Source organism: Noviherbaspirillum sp., from assembly GCF_036563305.1.
Classification (GTDB): Bacteria; Pseudomonadota; Gammaproteobacteria; order Burkholderiales; family Burkholderiaceae_D; genus Noviherbaspirillum.
Genome location: NZ_DATCMQ010000016.1, coordinates 521,722 through 535,920 on the forward strand (window position 1 = coordinate 521,722; position 14,199 = coordinate 535,920).

Below are 14,199 nucleotides of genomic sequence, written 5' to 3' on the forward strand. Positions count from 1 at the left end.
GTGCCGGGCCTGATGGATACTGCGTCTGGAAGTCAATGCCGGTAGTAATGGTGACGGTCGCCCCGATGCCCGCGGTGATGACCATGGTGATGGTCATGCTTCCAGTGATGGTGCCGCATGTGCGGCCGCGGGGCTTCCACGTAGTAGTACGGCTGTCCATACTGAACCACGGGTGCGGGATGGACGTAGACCGGGCGCGGACGAACGTAGTGCGGGCGCGGAGCGACATAGACGACGGCCGGCGGGGTGTGAACGTAGGCGCCGGCGTATGGTGTGCCGACCGTCACGGACCAGTTGACTTCAGAGGCTGCCGCGGAAGTGGCGGCAAAGGCGAGCGCCGCTGCGGCGGCAATCTTGAACGTGGTTGCGAGTAGGGATTTCATACCTGTTCTCCATGTATTCCTGTCGCTATTAAACGCTAGCCGCCCTGGAAATGGCTACAACTGAAAAGAATCGCTCCGTATCTATTTGCAACCGTTTGTAAGCCACGTCTGGAAGCAGCCGGACGCGATTGCAGCTTGCGTGGAGAAGTATGACTCCGGAGCCCTTGCTTCCTGTTTTGCAAGGGGGTACCCTAATGCATTCGGAACATTGTTGCTATATTTGCAATAGCTTAAGTGAGAGTCATGCGGCGCGTCGGAGCGGTTCATCATTGGTTGTTTTTTATTCTTGCCCTGGCGCTTTCGTTCGCCGTAATGGCAAGAGGGCATGATGGCCTCAAGACCATTTCAGTCCGCGACTTGCCTGCGGAAGCTCGCCATACCCTGTTGCTGATAAAGCAAGGCGGTCCCTTTCCCTATGCAAAGGACGGTCGCGTTTTCGGCAACTATGAAGGGGTTTTGCCCCGGCAAAAGCGCGGGTATTATCACGAATTCACGGTGAAAACCCCCGGCGCGCGCAATCGCGGCGCGCGGCGGATCGTATCAGGCGGAGAACCGGCTACCTCCGGCGAATACTATTACACCGACGACCATTACGCGACTTTCAGGCGCATACAAGAGTAATCCAATGCGAATCGAGCCTACGCACACCGAACCTGCCAATTTCATCGCGCACGTCGAGGAAGACATGAGCTTGTTCAAGACCGTTCCACCGAACGTGGTGCAATCCATTCGCGCTTTTCGTGTGCCGGACTTGCAGGAGGAAGCCGCGCGCCTGGGCCAGCATTTCCTTTATGCGTATTGCGCGGATGCCGTGACGAAGCAGCAAGTGCTCGGGCGTATTGCCGCTGCTTTCCATTTCCCGAAGCATTTCGGAAAGAATTTCGATGCGTTGGAGGACTGCCTTACCGACCTCGCTTACAAGGCCGGCCCGCAGCCCGGTTTCCTCGTCGTCATCGAGCAGCTGCCCAATACGCCCAAGTTCGACAAGGAAGCGCGTGAAACGCTGCTCGACGTATTCCGCGATGCCGCGGACTTCTGGGCCGATAAAAAAGTTGCGTTCCGGGTGTTCTACTCGTTTCAGTAATCCTGTCGAACGCCAGAGGGGCCGGCCTTCGGGGTCGGCCTTTTTTGTTTCGGGCGGGACAAAGGGCTACGGTACAATGCGCGCCATGAAAAATATCGTCATCCTGATTTCCGGCCGCGGCAGCAACATGCAGGCGATCGTGCGTGCGGCGGAAGCCGAGCGCTGGCCTTGCAGAATCGCGGCAGTCATCAGCAACCGGGCGGATGCGGAAGGACTTGCGTATGCGGCCGCGCGGGGGATCCCGACTGCGGTGGTGCCTAGCAAGGCCTACTCCAGTCGTGACGACTTCGACGCGGCACTGCGACAGGAAATCGACGGCTTCCAGCCCGACCTTGTCGTGCTGGCAGGGTTCATGCGTATCCTGACGCCTCCCTTCGTCGAGCATTACAGCGGACGCATGCTGAATATCCACCCGTCGCTGCTGCCCAGTTTCCCCGGACTGGCCACCCATCGCCAGGCGCTCGCCGCCGGCGTGAAAGTCCATGGCGCGACGGTGCACTTCGTCACTGCAGAACTGGACCACGGACCCGTGGTCGCCCAGGCCGCGGTGCCAGTCCTGCCCGGTGATTCCGAGGAAAGCCTGGCGGAGCGCGTCCTGGCGGAAGAACATCGCATCTATCCGCTGGCCGTCCGCTGGTTCGTCGAGAGGCGGCTGAGGATTGATCAAGGCGTGGTGCACATTGACCATCCTGCAGCCCCACTGCCTGAAACTGAAAGAAATCGATGAGACTGCATCCTGCCGTGGCAACCCACCTCGAAGAAGTCCTGCGCGAGGTACTGCGTTTCACCGGGCCGGCCGACGTGGTCGTCTCGCGCTATTTCCGCGAGCATCCGAAGCTCGGGCCGCGTGAGCGCGGCGCGGTTGCGGAGGGGGCGTTTGCCGTGCTGCGCAACAAGCTGTCCTACGCCAGTTTTGCCGAATCCGGGACCGGCTCCCTGATGCGGCGCCTCGCGCTTTTGGGGCTTGCCGACGTGGCGGGCATCGATGCGCTCGCCGGCCTGACGACGGAAGAGAACGACTGGCTGCAACGCATTGCCCGCATCGACCGCAGCAGCCTGCCGCTGGCCATGCGTGCCAATCTGCCGCCATGGTTGCTGGAGAAGCTGGTGCAGCAGGACGGCGAAGAGGCGACCCTTGCCCTTTCCGACGCGCTGAACCGGCCTGCGCCGCTCGACCTCCGGGTAAATGCCCTCAAGGCGAAGCGGGAGGACGCGCTGGCAGGACTGGCCGAGGCCGGGATCACGGCCGAGCCGACCCCGTTTGCGCCGCTCGGTATCCGTGTCCCCAAGAAGCCGGCCCTGCAGAACATCCCGATGTTTCGGGAGGGACTGATCGAAGTACAGGACGAAGGCAGCCAGCTGCTGGCCCAGATCGTCGCTGCCCGGCGTGGCGAGATGGTTGTCGACTTTTGTGCCGGGGCCGGCGGGAAAACGCTGGCCTTGGGAGCGGCGATGCGCAATACCGGCCGGCTGTATGCCTTCGACGTGTCGGAGAAGCGGCTCGCCAAGCTCAAGCCGCGGCTGGCGCGTAGCGGCCTGTCGAACGTGCATCCGGGCGTGATCGCCCACGAGAACGACACCAAGGTCAAACGGCTGGCCGGCAAGGTCGACCGGGTCCTGGTCGATGCTCCCTGCAGCGGACTGGGGACCTTGCGGAGGAATCCCGACATGAAATGGCGGCAGACCATGGATTCGGTGGCCGAGCTGAACGCGAAGCAGGCAGCCATCCTGGACAGCGCCGCCCGCTTGCTCAAGGCTGGCGGACGTCTGGTGTATGCAACCTGCAGCCTGCTGCCCGAGGAGAACGAAGCCATTGCGTCGGCATTTCTTGCCAAGCATGCCGACTTCATGCTCGTGCCCATGCGGGAGGTGCTGGCCGAGCAGAAGATTCCGCTCGAGATGCAGGATTACCTGAAGCTGCAGCCGCACGTGCACCAGACCGACGGTTTTTTCGCGGCGGTCTTCGAGCGGCGGAAATAAGGGGAGGGCCCGGGCAAGGGCGCCCTGGCCGGTCAACACAAGAAGAATATGGCACAGAACCTGGTCAACGACCTATTGATCGATCTCGGGAAGGACTTGCATGATGCCCGGCTGCTCTGGCAGGTGGGGGCACTGGTGGTCGCGTTCGTCGCCGGTACTCTGCTTGCCCGCGTATTGCGCGGACAACTGGCGGCCCGGGATGTACAGCGTCGGGTGATACGCCTTGGTGTGGAAAGTTTCGCGCCGGTCCTGGCGCCACTGCTCACACTCGGCTTCATTGCGCTCGCCAGGCTCGTGCTCGGTCAATGGATGCCGGTCAGGCTGCTGCAATTCGCATTGCCTCTTGTGGCCTCGTTCGCGCTGATCCGATTTGCGTTCTATGTGCTGCGACGTGTCTTCGCGCGGGAAGGCGCAACAGGCGCCTTCCTGCAATCGGCGGAGAAGCTGGTCGCCGTCCTCGTGTGGATGGGCGTCGCGCTCTATGTCACCGGGCTGTGGCCGGGACTGCTCAACCTGCTCGAGGAGACCGTCGTGCCCGTGGGCAGGCACAAAGCCTCGCTGCTGGTGATCGTGCAGGCGGCAGCCTCGGTCGTCGTCACCCTGATGGTCGCGCTATGGGCCGGCACCGCGTTGGAAGAACGCCTGATGCGGATGGACGGCATGCATTCCTCGTTGCGTGCGGTAATGGCGCGCAGTGCCCGCGCCTTGCTTATCCTGATGGCGGTGCTGGTCAGTCTCTCGCTGGTCGGAATAGACCTTACGGTACTATCGGTGTTCGGCGGCGCATTCGGCGTCGGCCTCGGCCTCGGCCTGCAAAAAATTGCGAGCAGCTACGTCTCCGGTTTCGTGATTCTGTTCGAGCGCAGCCTCGCCATCGGTGACGTGGTGACCGTCGACAAGTTTGCCGGGCAGGTAACCCAGATCAACACCCGCTACACGGTGATTCGCGGCGGTGATGGTATCGAGACGGTCGTTCCAAATGACATGCTGGTGTCGGGGCCGGTGCAGAATTACTCGCTGACCGATCGTACGTTGCGTCTCTCGACGCGTGTCACGGTGGCATACAGCGTTGACGTCGAGCAGGTGCTGCGCCTCCTGCAGCAGACTGCGGCGGCGGTGCCTCGCGTGGTCAGTGAACCGGCGCCGCAAGCCCTGCTTGCGCGGTTCGATCCGGATGGTTTCGAACTGGAGGTGGGCGTCTGGATCGCCGACCCCGAGAACGGGCGAGCGAATGTGTTGTCTGACGTGAACCGGGCGTTGTGGAAGGTACTGCAGGAACACCAGATCAGCGTGCCGTATCCGCAGCGCGAGGTCAGGATCATCAACGCCGGCGCACCCGCTCAGCCACCGCTTCCCAAGCCCCTTCGGACCGCCGAGACACTTTAAAACAGCGTACAATCTGCGCGGGTCGGGCGTCGCCCTTCGGCCAACCAACTGGATAATGAATGTTTGATAATACTATGCTTGACGCGGTTCTGAGTTTTCTCGCCAACGGCCTCACCGGAGCGAGTACGTGGGAAATCGCCGCGTACGCGCTGATCGTGACGCATATCACGATCGCCAGCGTCACGATCTACCTGCACCGTTGCCAGGCGCACCGGGCACTCGACCTGCATGCCATTCCCAGCCATTTCTTCCGCTTCTGGCTGTGGCTTACCACCGGCATGGTGACCAAGGAGTGGGCAGCCATTCACCGCAAGCACCATGCGAAGTGCGAGACGGAAGAAGATCCGCACAGCCCGGTGACCCGCGGCATTAAGAAAGTATTGCTGGAAGGTGCAGAGCTGTACCGCGCCGAGTCGAAGAACCTGGAAACGATGGAAAAGTACGGCCATGGTACGCCGGACGACTGGGTCGAGCGGAATATCTATACCAAGTACTCCTGGCAGGGAGTCGGCCTGATGCTGATTATCGACGTGCTGCTGTTCGGCGCGGTCGGCTTGAGTGTCTGGGCGGTGCAGATGCTGTGGATCCCGATTACGGCCGCCGGCATCATCAACGGCATCGGGCACTTCTGGGGCTATCGCAACTACGATTGCGCGGACGCGGCAACGAATATCTTCCCGATCGGTATCTTGATTGGCGGCGAGGAACTCCACAACAACCACCATACCTTTGGTACTTCCGCCAAGCTGTCTTCCAAGTGGTACGAGTTCGACATCGGCTGGCTTTATATCCGGATCCTGGAAACAGTGGGTTTGGCGAAGGTGAAGAAGGTTGCCCCGGCACCGAAGTTCGTCCGTGAAAAAACGGTGGCGGATTTTGATACCCTGCAATCGGTGATTGCCAACCGCTACGATGTGATGGCCAAGTATGCCAAGTCAGTCAAGCGAGCCTGGCACGACGAAGCCGAGCACCTGAAGGCACGGCTCGAATCCAAGTATCTGAAGTCTGCGAAGAAGTTGCTGCAGCGCGAGCCGGCCAAGCTGGAGGCGCCGCAGAAGCAGCAACTGTCCGAGCTCTTTGCCCACAGCAAGGTATTGCAGACCATGCATGAGATGCGCGTCGAGCTGGGCGCGATCTGGGAGCGCTCGACGAACAGTCGCGAACAGTTGCTACATCAGTTGCAGGACTGGTGTGCAAGGGCCGAAGCTTCCGGTATCAAGTCACTCCAGGAGTTCTCGATGCGACTGCGCAGCTACGCGTAGTAGCGCAGCAATCCCTGCACAGGAACCCAAGCGGCCCCGGAAACGGGGCCGTTTTTTTTTAGCGAGCGAAATCGACACGAAAAAGCCCGGGGAAACGGAACGTTGCGGAAAAAGAAAAAGCCCCGCGATGCGGGGCTTTTGTCGAGAGAGCCGGAGCTTACTTGATCTTGGTCTCTTTGTATTCCACGTGCTTGCGTGCCTTCGGATCAAACTTCATGATCGTCATTTTTTCAGGCATGGTGCGCTTGTTCTTCGTGGTGGTGTAGAAGTGGCCGGTACCAGCGGTCGATTCCAGCTTGATTTTGTCGCGGTTAGATTTTGCCATGATATTTTCCTAGAGAGTCGGCTCAGATTTTCTCGCCGCGTGCACGCATGTCGGCGAGGACGGCGTCGATGCCGATCTTGTCGATCACGCGCAGTCCGGCATTGGACACGCGCAGGGAAACCCAGCGATTTTCGGATTCAACGAAGATGCGGCGGTTCTGCAGGTTCGGCAGAAAGCGACGCTTGGTCTTGTTGTTGGCATGGGAAACGTTGTTGCCGACCATCGGCCCCTTCCCGGTCACTTGGCAAACACGTGCCATGGTTTACTCCTTGATGAGTCCAAAATTTGGAAAACCGAGAGTATAGACAGAAAAATTAAGTATTTCAACGACTTGCGAAAAATAAGTGTGTCTTACATATGCCAGCAGATTTAACAATCCGCTGCTATAGCTCGCCGTGCTCGGCAAATGAATAGGTGCTGGTGCCGGCAATGACGACATGGTCCAGTACGCGAACGTCCATCAGCTCCAGCGCCTGCTTCAGTGCCTGCGTCAGGTTGCGGTCCGCAGCGCTCGGCTCCGGGGAGCCGGAAGGATGGTTGTGCGCCAGGATCACGCTCGCGGCATTGCGGGCGAGGGCAGCCTTCACCACCTCGCGAGGGTAGACGCTGGCATGGGTCAGCGTGCCACGGAACAGCTCCTCCGCCGCTATCAGCCGGTTGCGCGCATCAAGGAAAAGGACGACAAATGCTTCATGTGCCTTCGTCGCGAGCGTAAGCTGGAGGTAATGTTTGACGGCGCCAGGGGATGACAGCGCTTCGCCGCTGCGAAGCTCTTCCGCCAGTGCGCGGCGCGCCAGCTCCATCACCGCCTGGAGGTGCGCATACTTGGCAGGACCCAGGCCATCGATGCGGGAGAAGTCTTTCAGCGGGGCGGCGAACAGCGCGTTGAGGGAGCCGAACCTTTCGATCATCTCCCTGCCGAGGTCGACGGCGCTTTTCCCGCTCACGCCTACACGCAGGGCTATTGCCAGCAACTCGGCATCCGAGAGGCCCTTTGGTCCGCCGCAAATCAAGCGCTCGCGCGGGCGCTGGTCCTCCGGCCACTGGTTGATTGGCATCGTCCGTGTCCTCATTGGTGCGGGACGATGATTATAGCCGCAGTAGTTGTAACATTGGCAATTCCGGGGCGCGGCGGCAGGACGCAAGCTCGATTACAATGTCGGGTTACCTCTGAATAGCAAAGCCATGTCCGAAGCACAGCCCGTCGTCACCCCAACAGCCTATCTGACGCTGCATTACCGCCTTGCGTCGAAGGACGGTGCAAATATCGTGAGCACGTTTGAAGAAATGCCCGCTACGCTGCAGCTGGGAATGGGCCAGCTGGCCCCGTTTCTCGAAGCGTGCCTGCTCGGCTTGCCGGAGGGCGCGCACCAGACGTTCGATCTGGCGCCCGAACAGGCTTTCGGTCCGCGCAATCCCGAACTGGTGCAGCGGATCTCCCGCGCCACTTTGGCGGAGAATTCGCAGATGGGGGAGGAATACACCGTCGGCGACCTCGTCGAATTCAACGCGCCTTCGGGTGGACGCTTCGCAGGCGTGCTTCGCGCCATCGACAGCGAGGGGGCATTGTTCGATTTCAACCATCCGCTTGCCGGCCAGCCGGTAAAATTCGAAGTGAAGATCATCGGCATCCTCTAAGCGCCGCCCATCACAAGGATCGTCCCAGCATGGACAAGGAAATACTGCTCGCCCAACCACGCGGCTTCTGCGCCGGGGTGGACCGTGCAATCGACATCGTTGAACGCGCGCTCGAGGCCTTCGGTGCGCCGATCTACGTTCGCCACGAGATCGTCCACAACGCTTACGTCGTCGAAGACCTGCGACGCAAGGGCGCGGTTTTCATCGAGGAACTGGAGGACGTCCCGTCCGGCAGCACGGTCATCTTCTCGGCGCACGGCGTATCGAAGGCCGTGCAAGCGGAGGCCGAGTCGCGCGGGCTCCGAATCTTCGACGCGACCTGTCCCCTGGTGACGAAGGTGCACGTGGAAGTGGCGAAGATGCGGCGCGAAGGACGCGAGATCATCATGATCGGGCATGACGGCCACCCGGAAGTCGAAGGCACCATGGGGCAGGCGGACAACGGCATGCACCTGGTCGAGACCGTGCAGGATGTCGAGGCGCTGCAGGTCGACAACCCGGACCTGCTTGCCTATGTATCCCAGACCACGTTATCGGTCGATGACACGGCCGACATCATTGCGGCGCTGCGTCGACGCTTCCCGAACATCGCCGAGCCGAAGAAGGGCGATATCTGCTACGCCACCACCAACCGCCAGGAAGCGGTCAAGTTCATGGCACCGCAAGTCGACGTCGTGATCGTGGTAGGCAGCCCCAACAGCTCCAATTCCAATCGTCTGCGCGAAGTGGCGGAAAAGAAGGGGACTCCCGCCCACATGGTGGACAACGCGGGGCAGATCGACCCCGCCTGGATCACCGGCAAGCATCGGGTCGGCGTTACGGCGGGCGCCTCGGCGCCGGAGGTCCTGGTGCAGGCCGTGATAGACCGTCTCAAGGCCCTCGGCGTCAGCAGCGTCCGCGCCCTTCCCGGGGTGGAAGAAAACGTCACTTTCCCGATGCCGAAGGGATTGACCTCGTCCCGCGCCGCCTGAGGCCGGGACGCCATCGGCCCTGGTCACCGCTCGGAATTAAATTTCGGGTGCGCTTCTTTTTTCCATGAATTGTTTTTTCCCTAAATCGTTATGATTGCTGCCAGCCGTGACCGGGCGCACACAACCGCTGCATAAGCGCGGCAAGCATGCGCAAGGCCGCTGCGGGAATTGAAAATGTCGGGACTTCCTCTCTTTTACATATAAAGTAAAGGTGCCCGTTCGAAAGCGAGGGGGGGCAGGAACCCCGCCGGGCAGGGCGATGCAGATCAACCGCATCAGCCGTCGAAAAAGGCGGAAAACGCAACAAATGGGTAAATCCCAAGGTTTCCATTCGGAACATGTCCGGTATAATGCCGCGCGGTTCGGGTGGGGCCCATAAGGCGACACAAACTAAAAAAGTTTTTACCAGAGACGAAATCAAGGAGACACGAGATGCAGATCACCCACGCCTTCGCGACACGAATAATTGCGGCGGGCCTGTTTCGGTAAGGATGGCATACGTCAGACGGCACCCCATGAAGCAGAAGGGTGCCGTTTTTGTTATTCGAAACGGGTTTGCTGCAACGCACGCCGAGCGCGAATCAAAGTTGTACAACGATTTGAACGATCTTTATAGAGAGTAGGCAAACATGGATACATTTATCCAACAAATCATTAATGGGCTGGTGCTAGGCAGCATGTATGCACTGGTGGCGTTGGGCTATACGATGGTCTACGGCGTGCTGAACTTGATCAACTTCGCGCATGGCGACGTGCTGATGGTCGGCGCGATGACGGCGATCACGATCCTGAACATCGTCCAGGATGTTGCGCCCGATCTCCCCGGGTTCGTCAAGCTCCTGATTGCGATCCTCGGCGCCATCCCTGTTTGCGTGATCGTCAACATCATCATCGAGCGGGTCGCTTACCGCCGGCTGCGCAATGCGCCGCGCCTGGCGCCGCTGATCACCGCAATCGGCGTCTCGATCCTGCTGCAGACTTTCGCAATGATGATCTGGGGTCGCAGCCCGATCCCGTTCCCGCAGGTGATGCCTCCTGAATCGTTCAACGTCGGCGGTGCGCTGATTTCATCGACACAGGTGATGCTGCTGGTGCTCGCGACGATCGCCATGGTCGGCCTGGTGCTCCTGGTCGAACGTACCAAGATGGGACGTGCCATGCGCGCCACTGCCGAGAACCCGCGGGTGGCCGGCCTGATGGGCGTCGACGCCAACAAGGTCATCGTGCTGACCTTCGCCATCGGTGCGGCGCTCGCTGCGGTGGCCGGCGTGATGTGGGGCGCCAACTATTCGTCGGCGCAGTTCGCAATGGGCTTCGTTCCCGGTCTGAAGGCATTCTCGGCCGCTGTCCTCGGCGGTATCGGCAACATCTATGGTGCGATGGTCGGCGGCATCCTGCTCGGTCTGATCGAGAGTCTCGGTGCCGGCTATATCGGCGACCTGACCGGCGGCTTCCTGGGCAGCCATTACCAGGACATCTTCGCGTTCGTCGTCCTCATCATCGTCCTCACACTGCGTCCGTCCGGCATCATGGGCGAGCGGGTTGCCGACCGCGCCTGAGCGGAAAGAGAAGGAGTTCAACATGTCCACACTATTCGACGTCAAACATCACCCGCGCAAGGCGTACACCAGCTTTGCCATCCTCGGCATCGCGCTGCTCGCGTTTCCATTCATCGCGGCCAACTTCGGCAATTCCTGGGTCCGCATCATGGACCTGGCGCTGCTGTACATCATGCTGGCGCTGGGCCTGAACATCGTCGTCGGCATGGCCGGCCTGCTCGATCTCGGCTATATCGCGTTCTACGCGCTCGGCGCCTACATGACCGGCCTGCTCGCTTCACCGCAGTTCGCGTCCGTGCTGGAATCCTTCGTCAACCAGTATCCTGCGATAGGGGAGACCCTGAGGTGGATCGTCGGCGAGGAAGCGGCGAAGAACGGCATTCACCTGTCCGTCTGGCTGATCGTTCCGCTTGGCGCCGCACTGGCGGCCTTCTTCGGCGCGCTGCTCGGCGCCCCGACCCTGAAGCTGCGCGGCGACTACCTCGCGATCGTCACGCTCGGCTTCGGCGAGATCATCCGCATCTTCATGAACAACCTGAACGCGCCGGTCAATATCACCAACGGCCCGCAGGGCATCAATATGATCGATCCGATCCGTATCTTCGGCGTCTCGCTCGCCGGCGAGCCGGGATCGAACGCCACGGTGCAAATCGGCTCGTTCTCGATGCCGTCCGTGAATGCCTATTACTTCCTGTTCCTGACGCTCTGCGCGATCATCATCTTCATCTCGATCCGCCTGCAGCATTCCCGCCTCGGCCGGGCGTGGATCGCCATCCGCGAGGACGAGATCGCCGCCAAGGCAATGGGCATCAACACCCGTAACGTCAAGCTGCTGGCCTTCGGCATGGGCGCGTCCTTCGGCGGCGTCGCCGGCGCGATGTTCGCTTCGTTCCAGGGTTTCGTCTCCCCCGAGTCCTTCTCGCTGATGGAATCGATTGCGGTGCTGGCGATGGTCGTCCTCGGCGGCATCGGTCACATCCCTGGCGTGGTGCTCGGTGGTGTGATCCTCGCGGCGCTGCCGGAAGTGCTGCGCCACGTGGTCGAACCGGTGCAGCGCAACCTGTTCGGGACTGTCCTGATCGACGCGGAAGTGCTGCGTCAGCTGCTGTACGGCCTGGCGATGGTCGTCATCATGCTGTACCGCCCGTCGGGCCTGTGGCCCGCACCCCGGCATGAGGACCGGATGGACGCGAACGCTACCAAGCGTCTCGACGAAAAAGAGCCGGCTGCCCTGGCTGCATAAGGAAAATCCATGAGCGAACAAGTCATTCTCAATATTGCGGGAGTCAACAAGCGCTTCGGCGGCCTGCAGGCGCTTTCCGACGTCAGCGTCAAGATCATGCGAGGCCAGATCTATGGCCTGATCGGCCCGAACGGCGCCGGCAAGACGACGTTCTTCAATGTCATTACCGGTCTGTACCAGGCCGACTCCGGCACCTTCGAACTCGGCGGCAAGCCGTATTCGCCGTCGGCGCCGCATGAGGTCGCGAAGGCAGGCATCGCCCGTACCTTCCAGAACATTCGCCTGTTCGGCGAGATGTCGGCACTCGAGAACGTGATGGTCGGCCGCCATGTGCGCAGCCACCAGGGCGTGTTTGGCGCGGTGTTCCATCACAAGGCGGCACGTGAGGAAGAGGCGTCAATCAAGCGCCGCGCGATGGAGCTGCTCGATTTCGTCGGCATCGCGCAGTTCGCGCACCGTACGTCGCGCCATCTCTCCTACGGCGATCAGCGTCGCCTCGAGATCGCACGCGCGCTGGCGACCGATCCGCAACTGCTGGCGCTCGACGAGCCTGCCGCCGGCATGAATGCGACCGAAAAGCTGGCCCTGCGCGAACTGCTGGTGAAGATCAAGGCGGAGGGCAAGACCATCCTCCTGATCGAACACGATGTGAAGCTGGTGATGGGCCTCTGCGACCGCCTGACGGTGCTCGATTACGGCAAGCCGATCGCGGAAGGCGTGCCGGCCGAGGTGCAAAGCAATCCGGCAGTGATCGAGGCCTACTTGGGAGGTGGCCACTAATGAGCGACAACATTCTGAAAATCAGCGGTCTGAAGATCGCGTACGGCGGCATCCAGGCAGTCAAGGGCATCGACCTGGAAGTCAACAAGGGCGAACTGGTCACGCTGATCGGCGCCAACGGCGCCGGCAAGACGACTACCCTCAAGGCGATCACCGGCACGCTGCCCGGCTGCAAGGTCGAAGGCCAGATCACGTACATGGGCAAGCCGATCCAGGGCGCAAAGTCCTTCGACCTGGTCAAGAGCAAGCTGGCAATGGTGCCGGAAGGCCGTGGCGTCTTCACCCGCATGAGCATCCTCGAGAACCTGCTGATGGGCGCCTTCATCCGTGACGACAAGGCCGGTATCGAGGCGGACATCGAAAAGTGGTTCGGCGTGTTCCCGCGCCTGAAGGAACGCTCCTCGCAGCTGGCCGGTACCCTCTCGGGCGGCGAGCAGCAGATGCTGGCGATGGCCCGCGCGCTGATGAGCCATCCCGACCTGTTGCTGCTGGACGAGCCGTCGATGGGCCTGTCGCCGATCATGGTCGAGAAGATTTTCGAAGTCGTGCGTGCGGTTTCCGCGCAGGGCGTGACCATCCTGCTGGTCGAGCAGAACGCAAAGCTGGCGCTGCAGGCTGCCCACCGCGGATACGTGATGGATTCGGGCCTGATCACGATGACAGGCAACGCCGGCGACATGCTCGACGACCCCAAGGTGCGCGAAGCGTATCTCGGCGAAGGCTGAACGCGGCAACGACCGCCACCGCAAAACGCCCCGCGCGAACTGCTCGCCCGGGGCGTTTCTCATTGCAGCCGACGTCCGGCGAGGCAAGGGCGCCAATGGCATAATCTGACAACGCCGTGCCGCGCCAGCGGCAGCCGTCACCATCTTAAAAAGGAGCATCCGATGCAGTTCGCCATTCCGCCCGCCGCCATTGCCGCTGTACCCGTTGCAAACAGCGATGCCTATTTTCCTGTTCACCGCATCTACTGCGTCGGCCGCAACTACGTCGAGCATGCGAAGGAGATGGGGGCGACCGGCCGCGAAGCGCCGTTCTTCTTCATGAAGCCCGCGGATGCGGTTTTGCCGGTGCCCGCCGGAACCACGGGCGAAATGCCTTATCCGCCGATGACCGCCGACCTTCATCATGAGATCGAACTGGTCGTGGCGATCGGCAAGGGCGGCAGCAATATTACCGCCGCCGACGCCTTGCAGCACGTCTGGGGTTACGCGGTCGGCCTGGACATGACGCGGCGCGACCTGCAGGGAGAAGCAAAGAAGCTGGGCCGGCCGTGGTGCACCGGCAAGGGTTTCGACTATTCGGCGCCGATCGGGCCGATCTTCCCGGCGCAGGAAGCGAAGCTCGCGGGGAACGCCAGGATCAGCCTGGTCGTCAATGGCGCGCCGCGGCAGGGCAGCACGATCGACAAGATGATCTGGAACGTTGCTGAAACCATCGAGCATCTTTCGAAGTTCTACACCCTGCAGCCTGGCGACCTGATCTTCACCGGCACGCCGGAAGGCGTCGGTGCGGTCCAGAAAGGCGACCAGCTGGAGGGAGCGGTCGAAGGCCTCGGCCAGCTCCGCGTCAAGCTGGTTTGAGGACG

Annotated in this window: 17 protein-coding genes; 13 read left to right on the forward strand and 4 right to left on the reverse strand. The window is 61.3% G+C overall.

Translation table 11 applies throughout. The features are described 5' to 3' along the window. Window positions 1-32: 32 nt before the first annotated feature. A complete protein-coding gene (locus tag VIM12_RS18880; protein ID WP_331943553.1) occupies window positions 33-383 on the reverse strand; it encodes a hypothetical protein in 351 nt (116 codons plus the stop codon). A 243-nt stretch (window positions 384-626) separates the two neighbouring features. Here VIM12_RS18880 and VIM12_RS18885 point away from each other — a divergent pair, with 243 nt between their 5' ends. The 6 genes from VIM12_RS18885 (at window position 627) to VIM12_RS18910 (ending at window position 6,095) form a co-directional block, all read left to right on the forward strand. Next, on the forward strand, window positions 627-1,004 hold the full coding sequence (locus tag VIM12_RS18885; RefSeq protein ID WP_331943555.1) for a ribonuclease: 378 nt from the start codon (window positions 627-629) through the stop codon (window positions 1,002-1,004). A 64-nt stretch (window positions 1,005-1,068) separates the two neighbouring features. Then, the gene (locus tag VIM12_RS18890) at window positions 1,069-1,467 is read left to right on the forward strand and encodes a barstar family protein (RefSeq protein ID WP_331943890.1); all 399 of its coding nucleotides are present in this window, start codon (window positions 1,069-1,071) and stop codon (window positions 1,465-1,467) included. 85 nt (window positions 1,468-1,552) lie between these two features. Then, on the forward strand, window positions 1,553-2,194 hold the full coding sequence (gene purN, locus VIM12_RS18895) for a phosphoribosylglycinamide formyltransferase (protein ID WP_331943557.1): 642 nt from the start codon (window positions 1,553-1,555) through the stop codon (window positions 2,192-2,194). Beyond that, complete coding sequence (locus tag VIM12_RS18900) at window positions 2,191-3,447, forward strand: RsmB/NOP family class I SAM-dependent RNA methyltransferase (protein ID WP_331943559.1); 1,257 nt, start codon at window positions 2,191-2,193, stop codon at window positions 3,445-3,447. The genes purN and VIM12_RS18900 overlap by 4 nt, the downstream gene beginning before the upstream one ends. 48 nt (window positions 3,448-3,495) lie before the next feature. After that, window positions 3,496-4,833, forward strand: coding sequence for a mechanosensitive ion channel family protein (locus tag VIM12_RS18905; protein ID WP_331943561.1), 1,338 nt, complete (start codon window positions 3,496-3,498; stop codon window positions 4,831-4,833). 74 nt (window positions 4,834-4,907) lie between these two features. Continuing rightward, a complete protein-coding gene (locus VIM12_RS18910) occupies window positions 4,908-6,095 on the forward strand; it encodes a DesA family fatty acid desaturase (protein WP_331943892.1) in 1,188 nt (395 codons plus the stop codon). Between the two features lie 157 nt (window positions 6,096-6,252). Here VIM12_RS18910 and rpmG read toward each other — a convergent pair whose 3' ends face one another. The 3 genes from rpmG to radC form a co-directional block, all read right to left on the reverse strand. Then, entirely contained in the window at window positions 6,253-6,420 is a 168-nt protein-coding gene (rpmG, locus tag VIM12_RS18915) for a 50S ribosomal protein L33 (RefSeq protein WP_220810504.1), read from the reverse strand. 22 nt (window positions 6,421-6,442) lie between these two features. Beyond that, window positions 6,443-6,679 (reverse strand): 50S ribosomal protein L28, encoded by a 237-nt coding sequence (gene rpmB, locus VIM12_RS18920; RefSeq protein ID WP_026075705.1) that lies wholly within the window; start codon window positions 6,677-6,679, stop codon window positions 6,443-6,445. Window positions 6,680-6,803: 124 nt separating this feature from the next. Then, a complete protein-coding gene (radC, locus tag VIM12_RS18925) occupies window positions 6,804-7,478 on the reverse strand; it encodes a RadC family protein (protein WP_331943569.1) in 675 nt (224 codons plus the stop codon). Between the two features lie 127 nt (window positions 7,479-7,605). On the opposite strand from radC, the gene VIM12_RS18930 reads away from it, so the two are divergent. The 7 genes from VIM12_RS18930 (at window position 7,606) to VIM12_RS18960 (ending at window position 14,194) form a co-directional block, all read left to right on the forward strand. Further along, entirely contained in the window at window positions 7,606-8,058 is a 453-nt protein-coding gene (locus tag VIM12_RS18930; RefSeq protein ID WP_331943571.1) for a peptidylprolyl isomerase, read from the forward strand. Window positions 8,059-8,087: 29 nt separating this feature from the next. Beyond that, entirely contained in the window at window positions 8,088-9,029 is a 942-nt protein-coding gene (gene ispH, locus VIM12_RS18935) for a 4-hydroxy-3-methylbut-2-enyl diphosphate reductase (RefSeq protein WP_331943573.1), read from the forward strand. 629 nt (window positions 9,030-9,658) lie between these two features. Continuing rightward, a complete protein-coding gene (locus VIM12_RS18940; protein WP_331943575.1) occupies window positions 9,659-10,588 on the forward strand; it encodes a branched-chain amino acid ABC transporter permease in 930 nt (309 codons plus the stop codon). A 22-nt stretch (window positions 10,589-10,610) separates the two neighbouring features. Continuing rightward, window positions 10,611-11,831 (forward strand): ABC transporter permease subunit, encoded by a 1,221-nt coding sequence (locus VIM12_RS18945; protein WP_331943577.1) that lies wholly within the window; start codon window positions 10,611-10,613, stop codon window positions 11,829-11,831. 9 nt (window positions 11,832-11,840) lie between these two features. Next, window positions 11,841-12,611, forward strand: coding sequence for an ABC transporter ATP-binding protein (locus VIM12_RS18950; RefSeq protein WP_331943579.1), 771 nt, complete (start codon window positions 11,841-11,843; stop codon window positions 12,609-12,611). Further along, window positions 12,611-13,336, forward strand: coding sequence for an ABC transporter ATP-binding protein (locus VIM12_RS18955; RefSeq protein WP_331943581.1), 726 nt, complete (start codon window positions 12,611-12,613; stop codon window positions 13,334-13,336). The genes VIM12_RS18950 and VIM12_RS18955 overlap by 1 nt, the downstream gene beginning before the upstream one ends. A gap of 162 nt (window positions 13,337-13,498) precedes the next feature. Next, a complete protein-coding gene (locus VIM12_RS18960) occupies window positions 13,499-14,194 on the forward strand; it encodes a fumarylacetoacetate hydrolase family protein (protein WP_331943583.1) in 696 nt (231 codons plus the stop codon). Window positions 14,195-14,199: the final 5 nt, after the last annotated feature.

Bases quoted from the DNA above. Each gene is read 5' to 3' on its own strand.
- ispH (WP_331943573.1), top strand. From the start codon at position 8,088: ATGGACAAGGAAATACTGCTCGCCCAACCACGCGGCTTCTGCGCCGGG.
- VIM12_RS18890 (WP_331943890.1), top strand. From the start codon at position 1,069: ATGAGCTTGTTCAAGACCGTTCCACCGAACGTGGTGCAATCCATTCGC.
- VIM12_RS18955 (WP_331943581.1), top strand. From the start codon at position 12,611: ATGAGCGACAACATTCTGAAAATCAGCGGTCTGAAGATCGCGTACGGC.
- VIM12_RS18905 (WP_331943561.1), top strand. From the start codon at position 3,496: ATGGCACAGAACCTGGTCAACGACCTATTGATCGATCTCGGGAAGGAC.
- VIM12_RS18910 (WP_331943892.1), top strand. From the start codon at position 4,908: ATGCTTGACGCGGTTCTGAGTTTTCTCGCCAACGGCCTCACCGGAGCG.
- radC (WP_331943569.1), bottom strand. From the start codon at position 7,478: ATGCCAATCAACCAGTGGCCGGAGGACCAGCGCCCGCGCGAGCGCTTG.
- VIM12_RS18880 (WP_331943553.1), bottom strand. From the start codon at position 383: ATGAAATCCCTACTCGCAACCACGTTCAAGATTGCCGCCGCAGCGGCG.
- VIM12_RS18900 (WP_331943559.1), top strand. From the start codon at position 2,191: ATGAGACTGCATCCTGCCGTGGCAACCCACCTCGAAGAAGTCCTGCGC.
- rpmG (WP_220810504.1), bottom strand. From the start codon at position 6,420: ATGGCAAAATCTAACCGCGACAAAATCAAGCTGGAATCGACCGCTGGT.
- VIM12_RS18930 (WP_331943571.1), top strand. From the start codon at position 7,606: ATGTCCGAAGCACAGCCCGTCGTCACCCCAACAGCCTATCTGACGCTG.
- rpmB (WP_026075705.1), bottom strand. From the start codon at position 6,679: ATGGCACGTGTTTGCCAAGTGACCGGGAAGGGGCCGATGGTCGGCAAC.
- VIM12_RS18945 (WP_331943577.1), top strand. From the start codon at position 10,611: ATGTCCACACTATTCGACGTCAAACATCACCCGCGCAAGGCGTACACC.
- VIM12_RS18960 (WP_331943583.1), top strand. From the start codon at position 13,499: ATGCAGTTCGCCATTCCGCCCGCCGCCATTGCCGCTGTACCCGTTGCA.
- VIM12_RS18940 (WP_331943575.1), top strand. From the start codon at position 9,659: ATGGATACATTTATCCAACAAATCATTAATGGGCTGGTGCTAGGCAGC.
- purN (WP_331943557.1), top strand. From the start codon at position 1,553: ATGAAAAATATCGTCATCCTGATTTCCGGCCGCGGCAGCAACATGCAG.
- VIM12_RS18885 (WP_331943555.1), top strand. From the start codon at position 627: ATGCGGCGCGTCGGAGCGGTTCATCATTGGTTGTTTTTTATTCTTGCC.
- VIM12_RS18950 (WP_331943579.1), top strand. From the start codon at position 11,841: ATGAGCGAACAAGTCATTCTCAATATTGCGGGAGTCAACAAGCGCTTC.